Origin of the sequence: Pontibacter sp. HSC-14F20 (assembly GCF_019599265.1) — a bacterium.
Taxonomy (GTDB): Bacteria; Bacteroidota; Bacteroidia; order Cytophagales; family Hymenobacteraceae; genus Pontibacter.
The window spans coordinates 32598-53416 of the sequence record NZ_JAHZTC010000012.1; the positions used below are offsets into that span (position 1 = coordinate 32598).

Annotated in this window: 23 protein-coding genes; 18 read left to right on the forward strand and 5 right to left on the reverse strand. The window is 51.1% G+C overall.

Features of this window, described 5'->3' with window-relative positions:
- Positions 1 to 58: 58 nt before the first annotated feature.
- Positions 59 to 736 carry a dienelactone hydrolase family protein gene (locus K3G39_RS12765; protein ID WP_220626561.1) on the reverse strand — a complete coding sequence of 226 codons (678 nt, stop codon included), beginning with the start codon at positions 734 to 736 and terminating at the stop codon, positions 59 to 61.
- 147 nt (positions 737 to 883) lie between these two features.
- On the opposite strand from K3G39_RS12765, the gene K3G39_RS20905 reads away from it, so the two are divergent.
- The 4 genes from K3G39_RS20905 (at position 884) to K3G39_RS12780 (ending at position 3489) form a co-directional block, all read left to right on the forward strand.
- Entirely contained in the window at positions 884 to 1165 is a 282-nt protein-coding gene (locus tag K3G39_RS20905) for a hypothetical protein (protein WP_255594294.1), read from the forward strand.
- 23 nt (positions 1166 to 1188) lie between these two features.
- Positions 1189 to 1572, forward strand: a complete 384-nt coding sequence (locus K3G39_RS20910) for a hypothetical protein (protein ID WP_255594295.1) — start codon at positions 1189 to 1191, stop codon at positions 1570 to 1572.
- A gap of 189 nt (positions 1573 to 1761) precedes the next feature.
- Positions 1762 to 2448, forward strand: a complete 687-nt coding sequence (nfi, locus tag K3G39_RS12775) for a deoxyribonuclease V (RefSeq protein WP_220626562.1) — start codon at positions 1762 to 1764, stop codon at positions 2446 to 2448.
- A gap of 66 nt (positions 2449 to 2514) precedes the next feature.
- A complete protein-coding gene (locus K3G39_RS12780) occupies positions 2515 to 3489 on the forward strand; it encodes a hypothetical protein (protein WP_220626563.1) in 975 nt (324 codons plus the stop codon).
- Here the strand turns inward: K3G39_RS12780 and K3G39_RS12785 are convergent.
- Positions 3486 to 3626, reverse strand: coding sequence for a hypothetical protein (locus K3G39_RS12785; protein ID WP_220626564.1), 141 nt, complete (start codon positions 3624 to 3626; stop codon positions 3486 to 3488). The two genes, K3G39_RS12780 and K3G39_RS12785, sit on opposite strands and share 4 nt — an antisense overlap.
- 61 nt (positions 3627 to 3687) lie before the next feature.
- Here K3G39_RS12785 and clpB point away from each other — a divergent pair, with 61 nt between their 5' ends.
- Positions 3688 to 6306 carry an ATP-dependent chaperone ClpB gene (gene clpB / locus K3G39_RS12790; RefSeq protein WP_220626565.1) on the forward strand — a complete coding sequence of 873 codons (2619 nt, stop codon included), beginning with the start codon at positions 3688 to 3690 and terminating at the stop codon, positions 6304 to 6306.
- Between the two features lie 143 nt (positions 6307 to 6449).
- Positions 6450 to 6887: a nucleoside deaminase gene (locus tag K3G39_RS12795; RefSeq protein WP_220626566.1), complete on the forward strand. Its 438-nt coding sequence runs from the start codon at positions 6450 to 6452 to the stop codon at positions 6885 to 6887.
- Positions 6888 to 7005: 118 nt separating this feature from the next.
- Here the strand turns inward: K3G39_RS12795 and K3G39_RS12800 are convergent, their stop codons facing one another.
- Positions 7006 to 7374 carry an STAS/SEC14 domain-containing protein gene (locus K3G39_RS12800; RefSeq protein ID WP_255594296.1) on the reverse strand — a complete coding sequence of 123 codons (369 nt, stop codon included), beginning with the start codon at positions 7372 to 7374 and terminating at the stop codon, positions 7006 to 7008.
- A gap of 144 nt (positions 7375 to 7518) precedes the next feature.
- Between K3G39_RS12800 and K3G39_RS12805 the strand changes: the two genes are divergently transcribed.
- Complete coding sequence (locus K3G39_RS12805; RefSeq protein WP_220626567.1) at positions 7519 to 8358, forward strand: alpha/beta hydrolase family protein; 840 nt, start codon at positions 7519 to 7521, stop codon at positions 8356 to 8358.
- A 229-nt stretch (positions 8359 to 8587) separates the two neighbouring features.
- Positions 8588 to 9382: an IS5 family transposase gene (locus K3G39_RS12810; protein WP_220626568.1), complete on the forward strand. Its 795-nt coding sequence runs from the start codon at positions 8588 to 8590 to the stop codon at positions 9380 to 9382.
- A gap of 14 nt (positions 9383 to 9396) precedes the next feature.
- Here K3G39_RS12810 and K3G39_RS12815 read toward each other — a convergent pair whose 3' ends face one another.
- A complete protein-coding gene (locus tag K3G39_RS12815) occupies positions 9397 to 10743 on the reverse strand; it encodes an NAD(P)/FAD-dependent oxidoreductase (RefSeq protein ID WP_220626569.1) in 1347 nt (448 codons plus the stop codon).
- 213 nt (positions 10744 to 10956) lie between these two features.
- Positions 10957 to 11631 carry a carboxypeptidase-like regulatory domain-containing protein gene (locus K3G39_RS12820; RefSeq protein WP_255594297.1) on the reverse strand — a complete coding sequence of 225 codons (675 nt, stop codon included), beginning with the start codon at positions 11629 to 11631 and terminating at the stop codon, positions 10957 to 10959.
- A 73-nt stretch (positions 11632 to 11704) separates the two neighbouring features.
- On the opposite strand from K3G39_RS12820, the gene K3G39_RS12825 reads away from it, so the two are divergent.
- The 10 genes from K3G39_RS12825 to K3G39_RS12870 all read left to right on the forward strand — a co-directional run bounded on the left by K3G39_RS12825 (position 11705) and on the right by K3G39_RS12870 (position 20817).
- Entirely contained in the window at positions 11705 to 12091 is a 387-nt protein-coding gene (locus K3G39_RS12825) for a metalloregulator ArsR/SmtB family transcription factor (RefSeq protein WP_220626570.1), read from the forward strand.
- Between the two features lie 139 nt (positions 12092 to 12230).
- Positions 12231 to 12932, forward strand: coding sequence for a YjjG family noncanonical pyrimidine nucleotidase (locus K3G39_RS12830; protein ID WP_220626571.1), 702 nt, complete (start codon positions 12231 to 12233; stop codon positions 12930 to 12932).
- A gap of 116 nt (positions 12933 to 13048) precedes the next feature.
- The gene (gene pruA / locus K3G39_RS12835; RefSeq protein WP_220626572.1) at positions 13049 to 14683 is read left to right on the forward strand and encodes an L-glutamate gamma-semialdehyde dehydrogenase; all 1635 of its coding nucleotides are present in this window, start codon (positions 13049 to 13051) and stop codon (positions 14681 to 14683) included.
- Positions 14684 to 14993: 310 nt separating this feature from the next.
- Positions 14994 to 15368, forward strand: coding sequence for an NADH-quinone oxidoreductase subunit A (locus K3G39_RS12840; RefSeq protein WP_188502241.1), 375 nt, complete (start codon positions 14994 to 14996; stop codon positions 15366 to 15368).
- A gap of 80 nt (positions 15369 to 15448) precedes the next feature.
- The gene (locus K3G39_RS12845) at positions 15449 to 16003 is read left to right on the forward strand and encodes an NADH-quinone oxidoreductase subunit B (protein ID WP_116545117.1); all 555 of its coding nucleotides are present in this window, start codon (positions 15449 to 15451) and stop codon (positions 16001 to 16003) included.
- A 5-nt stretch (positions 16004 to 16008) separates the two neighbouring features.
- The gene (locus K3G39_RS12850) at positions 16009 to 16515 is read left to right on the forward strand and encodes an NADH-quinone oxidoreductase subunit C (protein ID WP_220626573.1); all 507 of its coding nucleotides are present in this window, start codon (positions 16009 to 16011) and stop codon (positions 16513 to 16515) included.
- A gap of 15 nt (positions 16516 to 16530) precedes the next feature.
- Complete coding sequence (gene nuoD, locus K3G39_RS12855; protein ID WP_220626574.1) at positions 16531 to 17781, forward strand: NADH dehydrogenase (quinone) subunit D; 1251 nt, start codon at positions 16531 to 16533, stop codon at positions 17779 to 17781.
- A 53-nt stretch (positions 17782 to 17834) separates the two neighbouring features.
- Positions 17835 to 18368: an NADH-quinone oxidoreductase subunit NuoE gene (gene nuoE, locus K3G39_RS12860; protein WP_220626575.1), complete on the forward strand. Its 534-nt coding sequence runs from the start codon at positions 17835 to 17837 to the stop codon at positions 18366 to 18368.
- Between the two features lie 63 nt (positions 18369 to 18431).
- On the forward strand, positions 18432 to 19778 hold the full coding sequence (gene nuoF, locus K3G39_RS12865) for an NADH-quinone oxidoreductase subunit NuoF (RefSeq protein ID WP_220626576.1): 1347 nt from the start codon (positions 18432 to 18434) through the stop codon (positions 19776 to 19778).
- Positions 19779 to 19836: 58 nt separating this feature from the next.
- Complete coding sequence (locus K3G39_RS12870; protein WP_220626577.1) at positions 19837 to 20817, forward strand: 2Fe-2S iron-sulfur cluster-binding protein; 981 nt, start codon at positions 19837 to 19839, stop codon at positions 20815 to 20817.
- The last annotated feature ends 2 nt before the right edge of the window (positions 20818 to 20819 follow it).

Here is a 20819-nt window from a genome sequence, read left to right on the forward strand (position 1 = left end):
TAAATTGTTGATTATTGAGACACAAAATAATTCACTCCATCACCGACTTACTCATTCGCTAACTCTCCCTCAACGGGTGCTGCTTGCTGGGTTCCAGGTATTTCCGGAACCAGTCTGTAGCCAGTTGGGCTGCCATTTCCAGCGCTCCTGGTTCTTCGAACAAATGCGTGGCGTCGGGTACAAGCTCCAGATCTTTTAAGCATTGCAACCGGTCCTGTGCCCACCTGTTGAGATCGAGCACCTCTTCATCCAGGCCACCTACAATCAGCAGGGTCGGGCTTTGCACATCGGGGAGCACCTCACCGGCCAGGTCAGGTCGACCACCGCGGCTCACGACAGCATCAATGATATCACCGCCCAATGCGGCCGCGGCACTCAGCGCCGAAGCGGCTCCGGTACTCGCTCCGAACAGGCCGATGCGCAGGTCTTTGGTATAGTCGTTTTGCTGGATCGATGTCACCGCATCGATCAGGCGCGTGGTGAGCAGGGCTATGTCAAAGCGGTTTTCTTGTCGCTGGTCCTCCTCTTCGGTGAGCAGGTCGAACAGCAGGGTTGCAAAATGGGAACGCTGTAGGTGCTCCGCTACAAACCGATTGCGCGGGCTGAGGCGACTGCTCCCACTGCCATGCGAAAAAATAACCAGTCCCTTAGCATCCGCTGGCACTGCCAGGTCCCCGGTCAGCTGTGCGTTTCCAGCCTTAAACTGCAGGCTGTCGTTGAATATGAAATTTGTCATCAAGTTTGTTTTCGTCCGTTAAGTTTCTGTAAGATTAATTTACGTCTTGGTATAGTAATAGTTGAAATACGACAGGTATAGGTGCGCATCGGTATAAGCCCCACTTTCCAAAATCACGTATAGAAGCTATACCTAAAACCCAGGCGCATGCGCAACACCATCTTGACTTTACTGACCTGCCTAACACTCTTTTCAGGTATAACATCCTGCGGAGCAGGTGACCCGGAGCAAAGCATGGCAGCACAGCAAGCCGATGAGCACCAGCGCCTCGAAGAAGTGCAGGAGGAGCATATCCGCAGGGGAAGCGCTTCTAATCAGGACACTATACCTTTTGGACAGGCTTTCGCACGCTTCATGGCGGCCTTGCAAGCTTCTGATACACCACACTCAACCAGTTCATTCATCCGGACCACGGACTTTGGATTATAGAGCAGCCCGGCGCTATGCCCAGGATGACGCGAGTCACCGACATTCGGGATTTCAAGCGTGAGTTTCAGAACCGAACTTTCTTCACCATCCGGGAAGAAGTAAAAACCTGCGACCTGCGTGAGGAGACCTGGCCTTCTTTTGACTGCGCGGACCTGAACTACGACGTTGGTCAGTCGGGCTACAGCAAAGACGGTTGCTTTGTATCAGATCCTGCTAAGTTCCAACAGAGCGGTTACTGGGATTATGCCAGCCTTCCGGATGCAGAGATTAAGCAGATTAAGGCCACTTTGCCGCTTTTGCAAAAATCAGTTTTGCACACAACCACTTCTTTTGAGTTTCACTTCGGCTCAGTAGACGGCCAGTGGCGCTTGCTCTTCGCTAAATTGATCTCCCCTTGCAGTGCTTGAGCGAGCTCTGGAATGAGCGAATGGATAAATGAGCAATAAAGCAGAACTCCAGAGCTTGATGAGGTTGCTTCGGAGTGACAGCATAGGAAAACAAAGAATTAAACGTCCGGATATACTAAACGTAACCTCAATAAAAAATACCCACTCATTCATTCAGAACTCACTCAACTATAACTTACTCAATCAAAAATGGCTTATTACCGACGCTTCGATCAGCCTGCTCCCGATCCCGCCTTGCTTGCCCGCCTTACCGAACAGCAACGCGAAATGCAGGCGCGCATCATTATCCAAAAGCCAGACTTTGACCTGAAACTGATTGCCGGCTGCGATTCTTCATTTGTGGGGGAGGACCATATACTATCGGTTTTTGTGTTACTCTCATATCCGGAATTAGAGGTGCTGGAGAAGGTATGGCATTATGGTGAAGTGGAGCTGCCTTACGTACCGGGTTTCCTTTCTTTCCGTGAGGCTCCCAATCTGCTTAAGGCCTACGAGAAACTCCAGCAAAAGCCCGACCTGATCATGGTGGACGGCCACGGCATCTCCCACCCCCGCCGCTTAGGTATAGCCACACACTTGGGTCTGCAACTAAACAAACCGACCATGGGCGTCGCCAAAAAAGTGCTGGTGGGCAGGTATCAGGAACCCGATGTTTTGAAAGGCTCCATTTCACCATTAGAGCACAAAGGAGAACTTGTCGGGAACGTGCTGCGCACCAAGGATAATGTAAAGCCCGTCTTCGTCTCTGCTGGCCACCTGATGGATCTGGCTTCTGCTACGGAAATTGCGATGGCGTGCGCCGTGAAGCATAAACTACCGGAGCCAACCAGGCTGGCGGATCATTATGCGGCGGTGTTTAAGCGTGAGGTGAAATAAAATTCTATAGTATTTCGCTATCAGCTGGATAAGATTAGTTTTGCAGCTTATACCTTATCCCACTATATGAGACACTTATACCTCCTTACCACCCTTTTCTTCACCCTTATGTCGTGCCACCTGTTTGCGCAGCCCGACTCTACTGTATCCTTCGTGGCTTACTGGCATAAAGGGGAGACCCAGCAATATAAAATCATTAAAAAGAAGGTAAGGATCCAGAACGGCAAAGAAGTAGCGAATGAGTTAAAAAGCTATATCTCCAGTTTTACTGTTCTAGACTCTACAGACACCTCCTACCTAATCGAGTGGAAATACGAGAATAAACTTTTCGACAGCGCGCCGGAGATGGCAGCGCAATTCAAACAGCTTGACACCAAGTACCAGTACTTAACTATTAAGTATAGAACAGATGAGTACGGCGCTTTTGAAGGAATAGAAAACTGGAAAGAAGCCAGCCGAATGATGAAAGATATGTTCGACCTAACCGAAAAAAACTATAAGGGGGATAATCGTAAAGCGTTTTCGCAGGCTCTTCTCCCATTTCGGCAGGCTATGAGTTCAAAGGAAGGCTTGGAAAATGTGGTGTTTAAGGAGCTACGCTCCATCCACTCGCCTTATGGCGCCATATATAGCCTTACAGACACTGTACGTTACGAAGATCAACTCCCTAATTTTTTCGGAGGTGCTCCTATTAATGCAATTGCAAGCCTTTATTTCAATGAGGCAGATTTCGAAAACCTCACCTGTAGTTACATACACGAGGTAGTACCGACACCGGAGGACTCTAAAAGATTAGTGCAGGAAATGTTGGAGAAGATGGCCAGTAACATCTCCGATAAAACCTTGCGTGAACAAAGGAAGGCGGAGCTAAGTAAAGCATTTACTCAGATGAGCGTTACCATAAATGACATCACTACATACAGTTACGACCTTAATACTTCCTGGCCCATTTCTATTACTGTAAAGCGCACTGTCGAGGCAAATTCACCTGATGAAAAAGCCAGCAACCTAGAAGAAACGATCATTGAGAGAATTCATTAAATGAACCTTAAACAATAAAAGCTTTGCTGGCCAGCAAAGCTTTTATTGTTTATATCACCTGCCATTCTGACTGAAAAACGCTTAAAACACTTTTTAACTCCTGCCATAATTTCAGTAAAATCATCTTTAAATCCCATTGGCGTATCCTTTGCTGTGCAACTCGTAGAACTAAAACTAGGAGGAAAATAGTAGAGCGATATGAATTTTAATAACTATACCATCAAAGCCCAGGAGGCCATTCAGAAGGCCACTGAAATAGCAGGCGGCTTCCAGCAGCAGGCTATTGAGACCGGGCATATTTTAAAAGCAATTCTGGAGACGGACGAGAACGTCACCAGCTTTCTGCTGAAGAAACTCAACATCAACGGCAACATCCTGCACACCAAGCTGGATGAGGCAGTGGCGGCTTACCCCAAGGTGAGCGGCGGCAGTCCATACCTGGCGAATGATGCAGCAGCGGCGCTGCAAAAAGCTACTTCATACCTGAAAGAATTTGGGGATGAGTATGTAGCCATCGAGCACATGTTGCTGGGCATTATGGCGGGTCGCGATAAGGTGGCAGGCCTGATGAAAGATGTGGGCTTCAATGAAAAAGACCTCAAAAAAGCGATAAAAGAACTACGTGGCGGCACCAAAGTAACCGACCAGAATGCCGAGGCGAAGTATAATTCACTCAAGCGCTATGCCCGCGATCTGAACGAAATGGCCCGCAACGGCAAGATTGACCCGGTAATTGGTCGTGACGAAGAGATTCGCCGCGTGCTGCAGATCCTGAGCCGCCGCACCAAAAACAACCCGGTACTGCTTGGTGAGCCAGGTGTGGGTAAGACTGCCATTGTAGAAGGCCTAGCCCAGCGCATAGTGAGTGGTGATGTGCCGGAAAACCTGAAGAACAAAACCTTGATGAGCCTCGACATGGGCTTGCTCGTGGCAGGTGCCAAGTATAAGGGTGAGTTTGAGGAGCGTCTTAAGGCGGTGATCAAAGAAGTAGTAGATGCCGAGGGCGAGATCGTGCTTTTCATCGACGAGATCCATACCCTGATCGGGGCGGGTGCCGGCGGCGAGAGTGCCATGGACGCAGCCAACCTGCTTAAACCAGCTCTTGCACGTGGCGAGCTGCATGCCATTGGTGCAACTACTCTGAAGGAATATCAGAAATACATAGAGAAAGACAAAGCGCTGGAGCGTCGCTTCCAGGCGGTAATGGTGGATGAGCCGAGCGTGCCAGATGCCATTTCGATCCTGCGCGGTATCAAAGACAAGTATGAGGTGCACCACGGGGTGCGCATCAAAGATGATGCGATTATTGCGGCTGTGGAGCTATCGAACAGGTATATCACCGACCGCTTTTTGCCCGACAAGGCCATTGACCTGATGGACGAGGCGGCTGCCAAACTGCGTATCGAGATCGACTCGCTGCCTGTGGAACTGGACGAGATTCAACGCCGCATCATGCAACTTGAAATAGAGCGTGAGGCGATACGACGTGAGAATGACAAAGACAAAGAGACAGTGCTTTCCAAGGAAATCGCCGAGCTATCCACCAAGCGAGACGACCTGAAAGCCAAATGGCAGAACGAGAAGCAGGTTATCGAGGGCATCCAGAAAGCCAAGGAAAACATTGAGAATTATAAGCTGGAAGCGGAGCAGGCAGAGCGTGCTGGTGACTACGGCCGTGTGGCAGAGCTTCGCTACGGCAAGATTCAGGAAGCAGAGGCTCATCTGAAGCAGTTGCAAGAGCAGGTACACCAGATGCAGGGCGAAAACCCGATGCTGCAGGAGGAAGTAACTGCCGAAGACATTGGCGAAGTAGTAGCCAAATGGACAGGTATACCGGTGAGTAAAATGCTGCAAAGCGACCGCGAAAAACTGTTGCACCTCGAAGCCGAACTCGGCAAGCGTGTAGCCGGTCAGGAAGAAGCTATACAGGCCATTTCTGATGCTGTGCGCCGCAGCCGCGCTGGTCTGCAGGACCCGAAACGCCCGATCGGTTCGTTCATTTTCCTGGGTACAACCGGTGTAGGAAAAACCGAGCTGGCCAAGGCGCTGGCTGATTACCTCTTCAACGACGAAAACGCGATGGTGCGCATCGACATGAGTGAGTACCAGGAGCGCCACGCCGTAAGCCGTATGATTGGAGCGCCTCCGGGCTATGTGGGCTACGACGAAGGCGGTCAGCTGACTGAAGCTGTGCGTCGCAAGCCGTACTCGGTGGTGTTGCTCGACGAGATTGAGAAAGCGCACCCGGATGTATTCAACATCCTGCTGCAGGTGCTCGACGATGGTCGCCTGACCGATAGCAAAGGCCGTGTGGTGAACTTCAAGAATACGATCATCATCATGACCTCGAACATTGGTTCGCAGATTATCCAGGCCAATTTCGAGAAGATGACACCGTTCAACCAGGACGAAATGCTGGAGCAGACCAAGGACGAAGTGTTCGAATTACTGAAAAAATCCGTTCGCCCGGAGTTCCTCAACCGCATCGACGAGTTGGTAATGTTCCGTCCGCTGAGCCGTGGCGACATCCGCAAGATCGTTACCATCCAGTTTGCGCACATCCAGGATCGCCTGGACGAAGCAGGTATACGCCTGATTGCAACCGACGAGGTGCTCGATTATCTGGGCGAGCAGGGCTACGATCCGCAGTTCGGTGCCCGTCCGCTGAAGCGTGTGCTGCAGCGCCAGGTGCTCAACGAATTATCCAAGGAGATATTGGCCGGCCACATCAACAAAGATTCTGTGGTGGAGGCTGTACTAAGCGATGGACAGATTCGTTTCAACAATGTAGACATCGAATTGCCGACCGAAAAGTAAATTGATTGTGTATTAAAATTAAAGTTTAGTTGAGCAAAAGGCCTTCCCGCTTGGGGAGGCCTTTTTGTTTTTAGAACCGCAGATATAGCCCAGCCGTACGCAAAGCACAAACCTTTTTAACAACTTACCTAACTCCTATACTTATGAACGAATTCATGCAACTGGCTATTGACGAAGCGAAGAAAGGCCGCAGCGAAGGTGGAATACCTATTGGCTCGGTGCTGGTGAAAGACGGCAAAGTTGTCGCCACCGGGCACAACAAACGGGTACAGGAAAACAACCCCATCCTGCACGGCGAAATGGACTGCCTCAACAATGCCGGCCGCATCGGTTCCTATCGCAACACCGTAATCTACTCTACCCTGATGCCCTGCTACATGTGCGCAGGCACCATCGTGCAGTTCAAAATCCCGAAAGTGATCGTGGGTGAGTCCAAGACTTTTGATGGCGCCCGGGAGTTTATGGAGTCGCATGGCGTGGAGGTGGTGGACTTGAACCTGCCTGAGTGCATCGAGATGATGGAGGATTTCATCAAAGAGAAGCCGGAGCTTTGGAATGAGGATATTATGGAACTAGAGTAAAGAAATTATGGCGCAGGATTTTTCAGGTATGGTCATTTGAATCTGAGTAGCTATACCTGTAGCTTACTAAAAGTATTAAGTCTATTACCTAAAGCTCTTTCGTCAAGGTATAGAAAAGCTACTCCTCCCCTTCCAGCACATATTTCATCGCGTTCTCTTTTTCGGCCAGGTCATAATAGCGGATACCGTGCTTTTTTACGGTGCTGGCCAGCCTGGCAGACCACTCCTGCCACTTCTTCTCTCCCACCATGGCTACACGACCGTAATTGAGTCCGTGGATGACGTCGAACATACCATTCTCAATTGCCGCCACAGGGTTGATCCAGTCCACATCCACCATTTCGTAATAAATGTGCGTTTCCTTATTTTTGAGCATCAGGTCACGCACCATGTTGCGGTACTGGTCAAAATCAGGTATAGTCAGTTTGTCGCGCACCCGCACGGCCAGTATATTGTCACGGGTTTCGGGTAGTATTTCCAGCATCATTCCTCTTTTTGATTCCTCCTATACATACGCACCCTCGGCTGTAACTTTACAAACAGGTATAGCTGGTGCAGGAAAACAGCGACAATTTTGAGCTTTTTGCTCCCGAATGCCTATTTTGCAGGCCTAAGCCTCCCGAACAAAAAGATGATACTAGTACGCTATACCTTTGCCCTCCTCCTGACGCTCACCCTTTTTACAGCTCAGGCTAAAGTTGACACGTTGGTTATCCAAAGCCCTTCGATGCAGAAGACACTGAAGGCCGGTGTGGTGACACCTGAAAGTTACCAGAAGAAAAAGAGCGGCCCTTACCCGGTGCTATACCTATTGCATGGCTATGGTGGTAATTTCAGCAACTGGCTCCAGGTGCCGCCCCAGAAAAACCTGCTCCAAACCTTAGCTGACAAATACCAGCTGATCATCGTGACACCCGACGGCGGCTACGGCAGCTGGTACTACGACAGCCCAATTGACAAATCAAGCCAGTACGAAACATTCATCACAAGGGAACTGCGCCAGGAAATTGAGCGCAGGTATAAGGCTATACCTGAACGCAGCGGCCGTTTTATATCCGGCCTAAGCATGGGCGGGCATGGGGCGCTATACCTGTCAGCACGAAACCCGGAGCTATACCTGGCAGCCGGAAGTATGAGTGGTTCGCTTAACGTAGCAGGTATAGACCGCAAGAATCTGCTCCCCAGCATAGAGGCAGCCCTCGGCCCAAAAGCGGAAAATCAGCAGGTATACGAAGCCAACTCCATCGTGCATATGGTGCCGCAACTCAAGCAAAACGACGTGCACCTGATCATCGACTGTGGTGTGGACGATTTCCTGATGGAAGACAACCGCGAACTACACCGCCGCCTGGTCTACGAAAAGGTGCCGCACGACTATATAGAGCGCCCTGGCGCCCATAGCTGGGCTTACTGGAGCAATGCGCTGGAGTATCATTTGCTGTTTTTTCAGAAGGTGCGGGCCAACATATAAATACAAAAGCACAGCCCCAACAGGCTGTGCTTTTGTATTTATATGTTGGCCCCTCTGAGTTAGCCGTTCAAAAACGCTTCACGCCAAACAGCCACAAGTCCGGAAGCTTGCAACGGTCCGTACAGCCCATAAACCAACAATTTAACAATCAACAATTAAGAGGCTGTTTTGATTTGAATGAATAAAAAAGCAGGTGCCGGTTGTTTGAGTAAGAAAAGTTAGCAGACTTATGACTTACCCAAGCAGTTTAACCGACACCCAATGGCTTTTAATAGCGGAGATATTCGAGGAGCAGATGCTGCAGCGCAAGCGCCAGTGGCCGCTTCGCAGCATTCTGGACGCTATATTCTACGTGGTCAAGGGGGGCGTTCAGTGGCGCATGATGCCGCTAGACCTGCCCTGCTGGCAGACGGCCTACTACTATTACCGTAAATGGCGGCGGGATGGTTGCTGGGAAATGCTCCACGATTGTCTCTCAAAGCAGGTCAGGGGCCGCCATGGCAAGGCGGCCTCCCCGAGCGTGGGCATCCTCGACTCGCAGAGCGTGAAGACCGTGCAGCAGGGCGGGGAGCGGGGCTATGACGCGGCCAAGCGGGTGAAGGGGCGCAAGCGGCATCTGATGGTTGACACGCTGGGCCTGTTGATCGTGCTCATCGTCCACCGGGCAGACGTTGCCGAGCGGCAGGGAGCCCAGTGGCTGCTGCGCAGGGCGGCAGCTAAGATGGCGGATTTCGGCCGGGTGAGGCTCTTTTTTGCCGACCAGGGCTACGGCGGGCTTGCCATGTGGGAGTGGGTGAAAAACACGTTCCGCCACCTGAACTGGAGGCTGGAGATTGTGAAGAAGATCCACAAGAAAGCCTTTGAAGCTTTACCGAAGCGATGGATAGTGGAACGGACCTTCGGCTGGCTCAACCTTTACCGCAGGCTCTCCAAGGACTATGAGTACTCCACCAAATCGTCTGAGACGATGATAAAAGTGGCCATGATTCACATCATGCTTAACAAACTAAATAAAGGAAATTAAAACAGCCTCTAAGATTACTCCATATTATACTTATTGACAAAATCCTGCTTCGTCCGATCTCCTTTCCTTACAAAAGGCCGGATGATGAGGCGCGTACCGTTTTCGTAGGTAAAGAACTTGTAGATCCAGTTGCTGAGCACAACCAGTTTGTTCCGGAAGCCGATCAGGTACATGATGTGTACAAACAGCCAGGTTACCCAGGCAAAAAAGCCTCCGAGGTGGATGTTGCCAGGCAGGTCTGCCACTGCCCTGTTGCGACCGATAATCGCCAATGAGCCTTTGTCGAGGTACTCAAATTCCTCCATCTTATCTCCTTTGATGAGGCGCTTCAGGTTTTTAGCCAGCAGCTTGCCTTGTTGTATAGCGGGCTGTGCTACACCCGGGTGACCTTTCGGCCACTTATCAGTTCTCATCAGAGCAATGTCTCCGATCGCGAATATATCATCGTAGCCGAGCACCTGGTTGAAGCGGTTCACTAGTATGCGTCCTCTCTCCACAGCTTCGGCCGGCAGACCGTCTATTAACGCGCCCTGCACACCGGCAGCCCACACAAGGGTTTGAGCATGAATCTGCTCACCGCCTTTTATCGTGGCCACATACCCGTCGTACCCCTCTACCAATGCATTCAGTTTCACATTTATACCCAGGTCCTGCAGGTACTTGAGCGTTTTCTCGCTTGCTTCCGGCGACATGGGCGGCAGCACCCGGTCCATACCTTCCACCAGGTAAATGTTCATTCTGTTGAAGTCGACACCGGGGTAGTCGGTAGGCAGAATGTGCTTGCGCATTTCGGCGAGGGCACCGGCGGTTTCCACACCTGTTGGCCCACCTCCTACAATCACGAAGTTGAGCAGGCTTTGCTGCAATTCAAGATCTGCAGTCATACTGGCCTGTTCAAAACACTGGAACAAGTGGCTGCGCAGGTTCAGGGCGTGCGGTATCTGCTTCAGCGGGAAGGAATTTTTCTTTACCTCTTCGTTGCCGAAGTAGTTCGTTTTGGTACCGGTGGCAATGATCAGATAGTCGTAAGCCAGATCGCCCACCAAGGTATGGACGGTCTTCGCGATGGGGTTTACGCCATTCACTTTTACCAACCGGAAATGGAAGTCCTCGAACTCGTCGCTGCCAAACATCTTGCGGATGGGCTCGGCAATGGAGTCAGGTTCGAGACCAGCGGTGGCAACCTGGTAGAGCAGTGGCCAGAAACCATGGTAGTTCTGGCGGTCGATCATCACGACCTGAAAGTCTTTGCCTTTCAGTTTCTGCGCCACGTTTATTCCCCCAAAACCGGCGCCAATGATCACGACACGGGGTTTGGTAGTGTCAGGTATATTAAGCGATAATTTATCTACATCCAGCATAAAGTGATTTTTAATATGTTGAAAACATACGCGGCCAAAGCCGGTGCAAGGCCAATCTGTATACGTTTCTTTCTATATTGGGGACTAACGCAAGCTGTTGATGTTGGTTACTTTTAGTGCAATCCGGGGCAGTAAGCAGGTCCTGCAGGCCATAAAAAAGCCCGGCTCAGGTATAGCTATACCTGAGCCGGGCTTCTATCAATGTATTGTTGATTATTTCTTTTTGTTAAACTCCCCATTCCGGAGCATATCCAGCAGTTTGATGATTGCAAAGGGGCTGACCGTCGGGAACATATTGCGTTGCTCCTGCCGCTGCACCTGCTGCATGTTCCAGTTCCGGAAGTTAGCGCCGCCGTCCATCGGCGTCGTGCTGAAGAGCTCCTCCAGCCGTTTGGGGTCGAGGTTGCGCATGGCGATTGCCATACCATCGTCCGGTAGTTTCACGGCCAGCACAGCCTCCTTGAAATCGCGCTCCGTAGGCCACGGGAACACGGTTACCTCGGGCAGCTGCGTAGGATCTTCCTGCATCTGCATGATGATAGAGTAGCTCTGGCTCTGGTAGTTCTGCGGTATTTTCAGGTACTGCTTTTTGTAACCAATGGCACTGAACACCACGCTGTCGCCGGTGAGCACGGGCACGGAGAAGAAGCCATAGGCATTGGTCTGGGTGCCGCGGCTGGTTTTGGGCACAAACACGTTCACGCCGGCCACGCCGTAAAGGCTGTCGCCGATGGTAACGAAGCCAGTCAGCTGCACCACCCGTTTGTGGCCCTGGGCTGCCGCCTCGTTGGGCGTTCCCATCATCAGGAAAGCAAAAAGGGCCAGGGGCAACAGAAAGCCAAGGGCGCCTTTATTCGTAAGTAGTAGTCTTTGTAATTCGGGCATCATGTAGTACAATAATACTTCATATAATTTTATTATAGCAGCTTTTGGCTAATTTTGTTCCGATACGCTTTCAATTATGAGGCTCAAACATTTCAGTCTTACCTTTGGCGAACAGGTTTTAAAGGCGCTGGCAGACGACTCTCGGCTGCGTATGCTGCACCTGATCCTGCGCAACAAGGAGATGTGCACCTCGGACCTGGAGCATGTACTCGACTTCACCCAGACCAAAACATCACGCCACTTGGCCTACCTGCGCAATGCGGGCCTCGTAACGCCCCGCAAACTCGATCAGTGGGTGTACTACTCATTAAAGGAAGAAGCCTCTGATTTCGTTCAACAGATTTTCACATACCTGGAGCGCGATGTGCTGCTGCAAAAAGATCAGGAGACATACCGCATCCTGTACTCTAACCGCGAACTGGCCATTAATCGCATGCAAACCCGCCGCTGGACAGAGAGTTAACACATGTAAGACAGGTTTCTAATTCATTGGTTTAAACAGTGATATAGAACTTTTAGTATACAACAGCCTGTTGCCCTTGCAGATATTTTTTTAAACATACCGCCCACCAACCCGTTTCTTTGATAGCTAACACCCGATTATGAAGCCATACAAACATATATTTTTTGACCTCGACCACACCCTTTGGGATTTTGAGAAAAACTCTGAGGAAACCCTCTATACCTTGTACCACGAGTTTGGCCTGGCTTCTTTTGAAAAGTTCGATTGCGACTCCTTTTATAAAAAGTACAAGTTCGTGAACCACCTCCTTTGGGACCTTTACAACAAAGGCAAGATCGACCAGAAAGAATTACGTGAGGCGCGTTTTATCAAAACCCTGACCGGGCTCGGGCTAGAGCCGCACCAGGTGCCGGCAGGTATATCCGAAGCCTATACCGACCTTTGCCCGCAGAAGACAGCCGTGTTCCCTCATACCTTCGAAGTGCTCGACTACCTGAAACCGAAGTACGGCCTCCACATCATCACCAACGGGTTTAAAGATGTGCAGTACATCAAAATGAATGGCTCCAGGTTGACAGATTACTTTGGGGAGATCGTCACGTCGGAGTGCTGCGGGTATAAGAAGCCCGACAAGCGCATATTTGAGCACGCGCTGGACCGTATTCAGGTACGCTCCGAAGACTGTTTGATGATCGGTGACAACCTGGAGTGTGACATCGACGGAGCCCGGCTTGCAGGTATGGATCAGGTTTTCTTCAACCCCGAAAAGAGTAAAAGCAAGCTTTCGCCCAAACCCACTTACCACATCCACTGCCTGAGCGAACTGCAGGCCATGTTATAGCAAAGCTATACCTGCTGCAGGCCGGAAAATAAAATAATTCGCCTTACCTTTGTATAGAAGACTGCCCCGTGCTGTCTGTCGAATGTCTTATTCTGAATCTGTAAAATATCAAAAAGATGGCAACAGGATTTTTTAGAGTACCAACACCAGTAAACGAACCTGTAAAATCGTACGCACCGGGCTCGCCGGAACGCGAGGAACTGCAGCGCACTTATAAAGAACTTAAGTCGAAAGAGATCGACGTGCCGATGTACATTGGTGGCGACAAGGTATACACGGATAACAAGAAGCCGATGCTTCAGCCGCACGACCACCAGCATATCTTGGGTCACTTTAGCGAAGGCGATGCGTCCCACGTGGAACAGGCCATTAACGCAGCGCTTGCCGCACGCGAAGAGTGGGCTGCCATGGGCTGGGAGCACCGCTTGAGCATTTTCTTAAAGGCTGCTGAACTATTGGCTGGTCCATGGAGAGCCAGACTGAACGCCGCTACTATGCTGGGTCAGTCAAAGAACGCTTATCAGGCTGAGATCGACGCGGCCTGCGAACTGATCGACTTCCTGCGCTTCAATGTGCAGTATGCCACGGAGATCTACCACATGCAGCCGGAATCATCGCCGGGCGTATGGAACCGCATGGAGCACCGTCCGCTGGAGGGCTTCGTGTTCGCATTGACACCATTCAACTTTACGGCCATTGCCGGCAACCTGCCTTCCTGCGTAGCCATGATGGGCAACGTGGTGGTTTGGAAGCCTGCCAACACACAGGTATACGCTGCCCAGATGATCATGGAATTGTTCCGCGAAGCAGGTCTTCCGGATGGTGTGATCAACCTGGTGTATGTAGACGGCCCGACGGCTGGCGATGTGATTTTCAACCACGCTGATTTTGCAGGCATTCACTTCACAGGCAGCACAGGTGTGTTCCAGAACATCTGGAAAACAATCGGCAACAACATCCACAAATACAAAACATACCCGCGCATTGTGGGCGAAACAGGTGGCAAGGACTTTATCGTGGCGCACAGCTCGGCTGACGCCAAGCAGGTAGCGACCGGTATCGTGCGTGGCGCATTCGAGTACCAGGGCCAGAAATGCTCTGCCGCTTCGCGTGCCTATGTGCCAAGCAACCTGTGGGATGAAGTTAAGGAATATGTGATTGAAGACCTGAAGACCTTTAAAATGGGCCCGCCGGATGATTTCTCTAACTTCATCAACGCGGTGATCGATGAGAAGTCATTCGACAAAATTGCCAGGTACATCGACAACGCCAAGGAAAGCAACGAGGTAGAAATCATAGCCGGCGGCAACTACGACAAGTCGAAAGGTTACTTCGTAGAGCCGACTGTACTCCTGTCGCACAACCCGCAGTACATCACCATGTGCGAGGAGATCTTCGGACCAGTTATTTCGATCTACGTGTACGACGAGAACAACTTCGAAGAGACACTGGAACTGGTAAACTCAACTTCTCCTTACGCTTTGACAGGCGCTATCTTCAGCCGCGACCGTTATGCAGCTGAGTTTGCCACGAAGAAGCTGGTGAATGCTGCCGGTAACTTCTACATCAACGACAAGCCAACTGGTGCCGTGGTAGGACAGCAGCCATTCGGTGGTGCCCGTGCTTCCGGTACCAACGACAAGGCCGGTTCTATGCTGAACCTGTTGCGTTGGGTGTCCGCCCGCTCTATCAAAGAGACGTTCGTAACGCCAACAGACTACCGCTACCCGTTCCTGGGCGAGAATAAATAAGGTATAGCAATACCTGAAACAGGAAGCTCCACGCTCGAAAGGGCGTGGAGCTTCCTGTTTTTACACCTGTCCGAACCTACACTCCATGTTAAAACATCTATCCCGCTATACCTTATACCTAACCTACCGAACACCGCAATCCAAAATCACACAGGCGTTACAAGCGGCTTAAACCACCGGAATTGCATTCATACCGGCCGATAATACTTCAGAACAATTTTAAACGCTATTTCCATTGGATATAGTCTTTTGATTGTTGGCTATTTATACCTAATTTTGCTCCCAAATTTCAAGAAAGCATTACAGCAATATGGAAACTACTGGTACTCAGTATCTACCGTCGGATTACCTCCCTATTTTGATACAATTTGCGGCAGCGCTCGGCTTTGTTATTTTCGCGCTGGTCGTGACCCATTTATTGGGCCCGAAGAGAAAAAGCGAGGTAAAGGACAATCCTTGGGAAAGTGGTGTGGAGTCAGTGGGCGATGCACGCACGCCGATCTCTTACAAGTACTTCCTGACGGCCATCCTTTTCGTGCTGTTCGATATTGAAATTATCTTCATGTACCCCTGGGCAGTGAACTTCCGCGAATTCGGTCTGGAAGGCTTCCTGCCGATGATGTTGTTCCTGGGCGTTATCCTGACTGGCTTCTTCTACGAAATCAAAAAAGGGATTCTCAAGTAGTTCGGCACCATTAAACTTTTATAGGGTAAACGGTGTTTTTTCAGGGGTAAATGCAGATTAAAACCTAGAATTTAGAAGACATGAGCGATTTAAATAAAGATATAAACATGGCAGAGGCGCCAGAAGGCCATAGCGGTGCTGGTTTCTTTGCTACTTCCTTTGAGAAAGTGATTGGTCTGGCACGTGCGAACTCGCTTTGGCCATTGCCTTTTGCCACTTCTTGCTGCGGTATCGAATTTATGGCGACCATGGGCGCTACTTACGATATTTCTCGTTTCGGTTCGGAGCGCCCGAGCTTCTCGCCACGTCAGGCCGACATCCTGTTGGTGATGGGTACCATTGCCAAAAAGATGGGTCCTGTTGTGAAGCAGGTATACGAGCAGATGGCCGAGCCACGCTGGGTAGTAGCCGTTGGTGCCTGCGCGACTTCAGGCGGTATTTTCGACTCCTACTCTGTGCTGCAAGGTATAGACCGTGTGGTACCGGTTGACGTGTACGTGCCGGGCTGCCCGCCAAGACCAGAGCAGATTCTGGACGGACTGATGCGTGTGCAGGATTTGGCCAAGAACGAATCGCTGCGCCGCCGCAACTCACCTGAATACCAGGCACTTTTGGCTTCTTACAACATTAAATAAGCAGCATGGAGCTTACGAACGAAAACGTACTCGGTAAACTGATAGCCCAGTTCGGTGAAGAGAGCATCTTTGATGCCTATAACCCGGACGGAATCATGACCTTCACGACTACTCGTGAGAACATCATTGCCCTGATCCAATACCTGTATGACGACAAGGACCTGCAGGTGCAGTTCCTGACTACCATGGCAGGCATTCACTTCCCTGACCACAAAGGCAAGGAGTTGTGCATGATGTACCAGTTGCATAGCCTGCGTCACAATTATCGCCTGCGCATTAAGGTATTCATACCTGCAGAAGATCCGGTATTGCCGACGCTGACCAACATCTACGCGGCTGCCAACTGGATGGAGCGTGAGGCCTATGACTTTTACGGTTTCATCTTTACCGGTCACCCGAACCTGATCCGCATCCTCAACATCGAGGAGATGGAGTACCACCCGATGCTCAAACAGTATCCGTTGGAAGACCAGACAAGGGAAGACAAAATCGATACGTATTTTGGACGCTAAGCCAGATAAACCACTATGGCTACTGATAATAAAACAGCTGATACTGATCAGTTACAGGAATTCCGCGACAACCGCGACCTGAAACTGCAGGACAAGAAGAACGAGAACCTGACGACCCTTAACCTGGGTCCGACGCACCCGGCCACTCACGGTATCTTCCAGAACATCCTTCAGATGGACGGGGAAGTGATCATGGACGCCGTGCCGACCATCGGGTACATTCACCGTGCTTTCGAGAAGATTGCCGAACGCAGACCGTTCTACCAGATTACGCCGCTTACTGACCGCATGAACTACTGTTCGTCCCCTATCAACAACATGGGGTACCACATGACAGTGGAGAAGCTTCTGGGTATAGAGATCCCGAAGCGCGCGCAGTACATTCGCGTGATCATGATGGAGCTGGCCCGTATTTCCGACCACCTGATCTGTAACTCGATCCTGGGTGTGGACTCCGGCGCTTTCACCGGCTTCCTGTACGTGATGCAGGAACGCGAGCACATTTACGATATCTACGAAGAGGTATGCGGTGCCCGCCTGACGACTAACATGGGTCGTATCGGAGGCATGGAGCGCGACCTTTCTCCAAAGGCGCTGCACCTGATCGGTGAATTTCTGAAGCGCTTCCCGAAAGTATGGGCCGAGTTCGAGAAAATGCTGACACGCAACCGTATCTTCATCGACCGTACAGTTGGTGTGGGCGCCATTACGGCAGAACGTGCCCTGAGCTACGGCTTCACAGGTCCTAACCTGCGTGCCACCGGCGTGGACTACGACGTGCGCGTGATGAACCCTTACTCCTCCTACGACGATTTCGAGTTTGAAATTCCGATTGGTGCCAAGGGCGATACGTACGACCGCTACCTGGTGCGCAACGAAGAGGTATGGCAGAGCCTGAAGATCATCGAGCAGGCTTATAAAAACCTACCAGAAGGATCTTACCACGCCGACGCCCCACATTACTACCTGCCTCCAAAGCAGGAGGTATACACCAGCATGGAAGCGCTTATTTATCACTTCAAAATCGTGATGGGTGAGATTGACGCTCCGAAGGGCGAGGTATACCACTGTGTGGAAGGCGGCAACGGCGAGCTTGGCTTCTACCTGGTCAGCGACGGAGGCCGAACACCGTACCGTTTGCACTTCAGAAGACCTTGCTTCATCTATTACCAGGCTTATACCGAGATGATCAAAGGCGGTCAGCTGGCCGACGCCATCCTGACGCTGAGTAGCCTGAACGTGATTGCCGGCGAACTGGACGCATAACACATTATAATATATCATCTAACACCGGCTCTTGGTCGGTGACATTTACAAAGATGGCAGAGACTATAAACGCATTTAAGTTTTCTGATAAGGCCTTAGCTGAAATTCAGCGCTATATCAGCCATTACCCGGAAGGACGCCAGAAGTCTGCCCTGTTGCCAGCCCTGCACGTTGCACAGGCGGAAAACAACGGCTGGGTGAGCCCTGAAGCGATGGACGCGATTGCCGAAATCTTGAACATACAGCCAATCGAGGTATACGAAGTAGCTACTTTCTATACCATGTTCAACCTGAAGCCGGTTGGCAAGCACGTGCTGGAAGTGTGCCGTACAGGCCCTTGCTGCCTGCGTGGTGCCGACCAGATGATTGAGACATTCAAACAAAAGCTCAACATCGAGGAAGGTGAAACAACCGCTGACGGTATGTTTACCCTGAAGCCAGTGGAATGCCTTGCTTCGTGCGGTACAGGCCCGATGCTGCAGGTGCGCGAAACCTACTACGAGAATCTGGATAGCGAAGAAGCTGTGGACCAGTTCCTGGAGATGATGCGCAACAAAGAGGTGGAAACACCAGAGTGGGCGAAGTAATTCATTGATAAATCAGGCAGCTTGCCGTAACACAGCGACTGCCGAGCTATATATCCTGTCACAATGGGAATCAAGATATTAACCGAACATATTAACGTACCTGGTATCGAAACCCTGGAGGTGTATCGCAAGCATGGCGGCTACCGCTCGGTAGAAAAAGCCATCAAAACGATGACTCCGGACGAGGTAGTGGAAGAAGTGAAGACATCGGGCCTACGTGGTCGTGGTGGCGCTGGCTTCCCGGCCGGTATGAAATGGAGCTTTTTGGCGAAACCGGAAGGTGTTCCGCGTTACTTAGTTTGCAATGCCGACGAATCAGAGCCGGGCACTTTCAAGGACCGTGTGTTCATGGAGAAAAACCCGCATGCTCTTGTGGAAGGCATGATTACATCGAGCTATGCGCTGGGTGCGAACACATCTTACATCTACATCCGTGGCGAGTTGTTGTTTATCCTCCGCATTCTGGAGAAGGCAATTGCAGAAGCATATGCAGCTGGTTTGCTTGGCAAAAACATCCTGGGCTCAGGCTACGACCTGGACCTGCATGTGGCGCCGGGTGGTGGAGCGTATATCTGCGGTGAGGAAACAGCCCTGTTAGAATCATTGGAAGGCAAGCGTGGCAACCCGCGTAACAAGCCGCCATTCCCAGCGGTGAAAGGTCTGTTCCAGTCGCCAACAGTAGTAAACAACGTGGAGACTATCGCGTCTGTGCCATGGATTGTGAACAACTCTGGTGCCGAGTACGCCAAAATAGGTATAGGCCGTAGCACAGGTACCAAACTGATTTCTGCCAGCGGTAACATCAACCGTCCGGGCGTATACGAAATCGAGCTAGGTGTTCCGGTGGAGGAGTTTATCTACTCTGACGAATACTGCGGCGGCATCTGGAAAGGCAAGCAACTGAAGGCGGTAGTGCCGGGCGGTTCTTCTGTCCCGATTCTGCCAGCAAACCTGATTATGAAAACAGCTGCAGGCGAAGACCGCCTGATGACCTACGAATCGCTATCTGACGGTGGTTTTGTAAGCGGCTCTATGCTGGGTTCAGGTGCGTTTATTGTGTTTGATGAAGACCAGTGCATCGTGCGCAACACGTGGAACTATGCCCGTTTCTATCACCACGAGTCGTGCGGACAGTGCAGCCCTTGCCGTGAAGGTACAGGCTGGATGGAGCGTGTGTTGCACCGCATCGAGCACGGCCACGGCCATCAGCAGGACATCGACCTGTTGGTAAGCGTAGCCAAGCAGATTGAAGGTAACACGATTTGCCCACTGGGTGATGCAGCCGCCTGGCCGGTAGCCAGCGCGATCCGTCACTTCCGTGAGGAGTTCGAGTGGCACATCAAGCACCCGCAAGAAGCAATAGCTCCGGGCGCAGTGTACAGAGGACAGTTAGCGGCAACTACTGTATAATTTAAAGTTAAAAAACTGCACGCTATACCTTGGTTGGCGAGCTTTGAATAAAATTAAGATGGCTAAAATAACATTTGACGGCATCGAGGTAGAGGTTGAAGATGGAACCACCATCCTGCAGGCCGCCCGTAAAATCGGTGGTGATGTAGTGCCTCCTGCCATGTGTTTTTATACCCCGCTGAAAGGCAGTGGCGGTAAGTGCCGCGTGTGCCTGGTAAAGGTAACACAGGGCTCTGCCCGCGACCCACGCCCTATGCCGAAACTGGTGGCTTCATGCATCACGCCGGTTCAGGATGGTATGGTGGTGGAAAACACGACTAACGAAGACGTACTGAACGCCCGCAAAGGTATAGTGGAGATGCTGCTGATCAACCACCCGCTCGATTGCCCTGTGTGCGACCAGGCCGGTGAGTGTGACCTGCAGAACCTGTCCTACGAGCATGGAGTGAGCGCGACACGTTACGAGGAGCCACGCCGTACTTTTGATAAAGTAGATCTGGGCCCTTACATTCAGCTGCACATGACGCGCTGCATTCTGTGCTACCGCTGTGTATATACTGCCGACCAGATTACAGATAAACGCGTGCATGGCGTGCTAGGACGTGGCGACGCAGCTGAAATCGGTACTTACATCGAGAATGTGATCGACAACGATTTCTCTGGTAACGTGATCGACGTATGCCCGGTGGGTGCTCTGACAGACAAGACATGGCGCTTTAAGAACCGCGTATGGTTCACGAAGCCGATGAATGCACACCGCGACTGCCCTACCTGCAGCGGCAAAGTAACGCTTTGGGGACGTGGTGACACGGTACTTCGCGTGACCGCCCGCAAGGATGAGTACGCGGAAGTGGAGGAGTTCATCTGCAACACCTGTCGTTTCGACAAGAAGGAGATGAGCGACTGGACCATCGAAGGACCGCGCCACATCGACAGAGGTTCTGTAATTTCGGCCAACCACTACGAATTGCCTGTAGTGAACGTGCCGATTGTACCAAACCTGCCTAAATCTACTGTTAAAAAAATGCCAACGGAATAAAG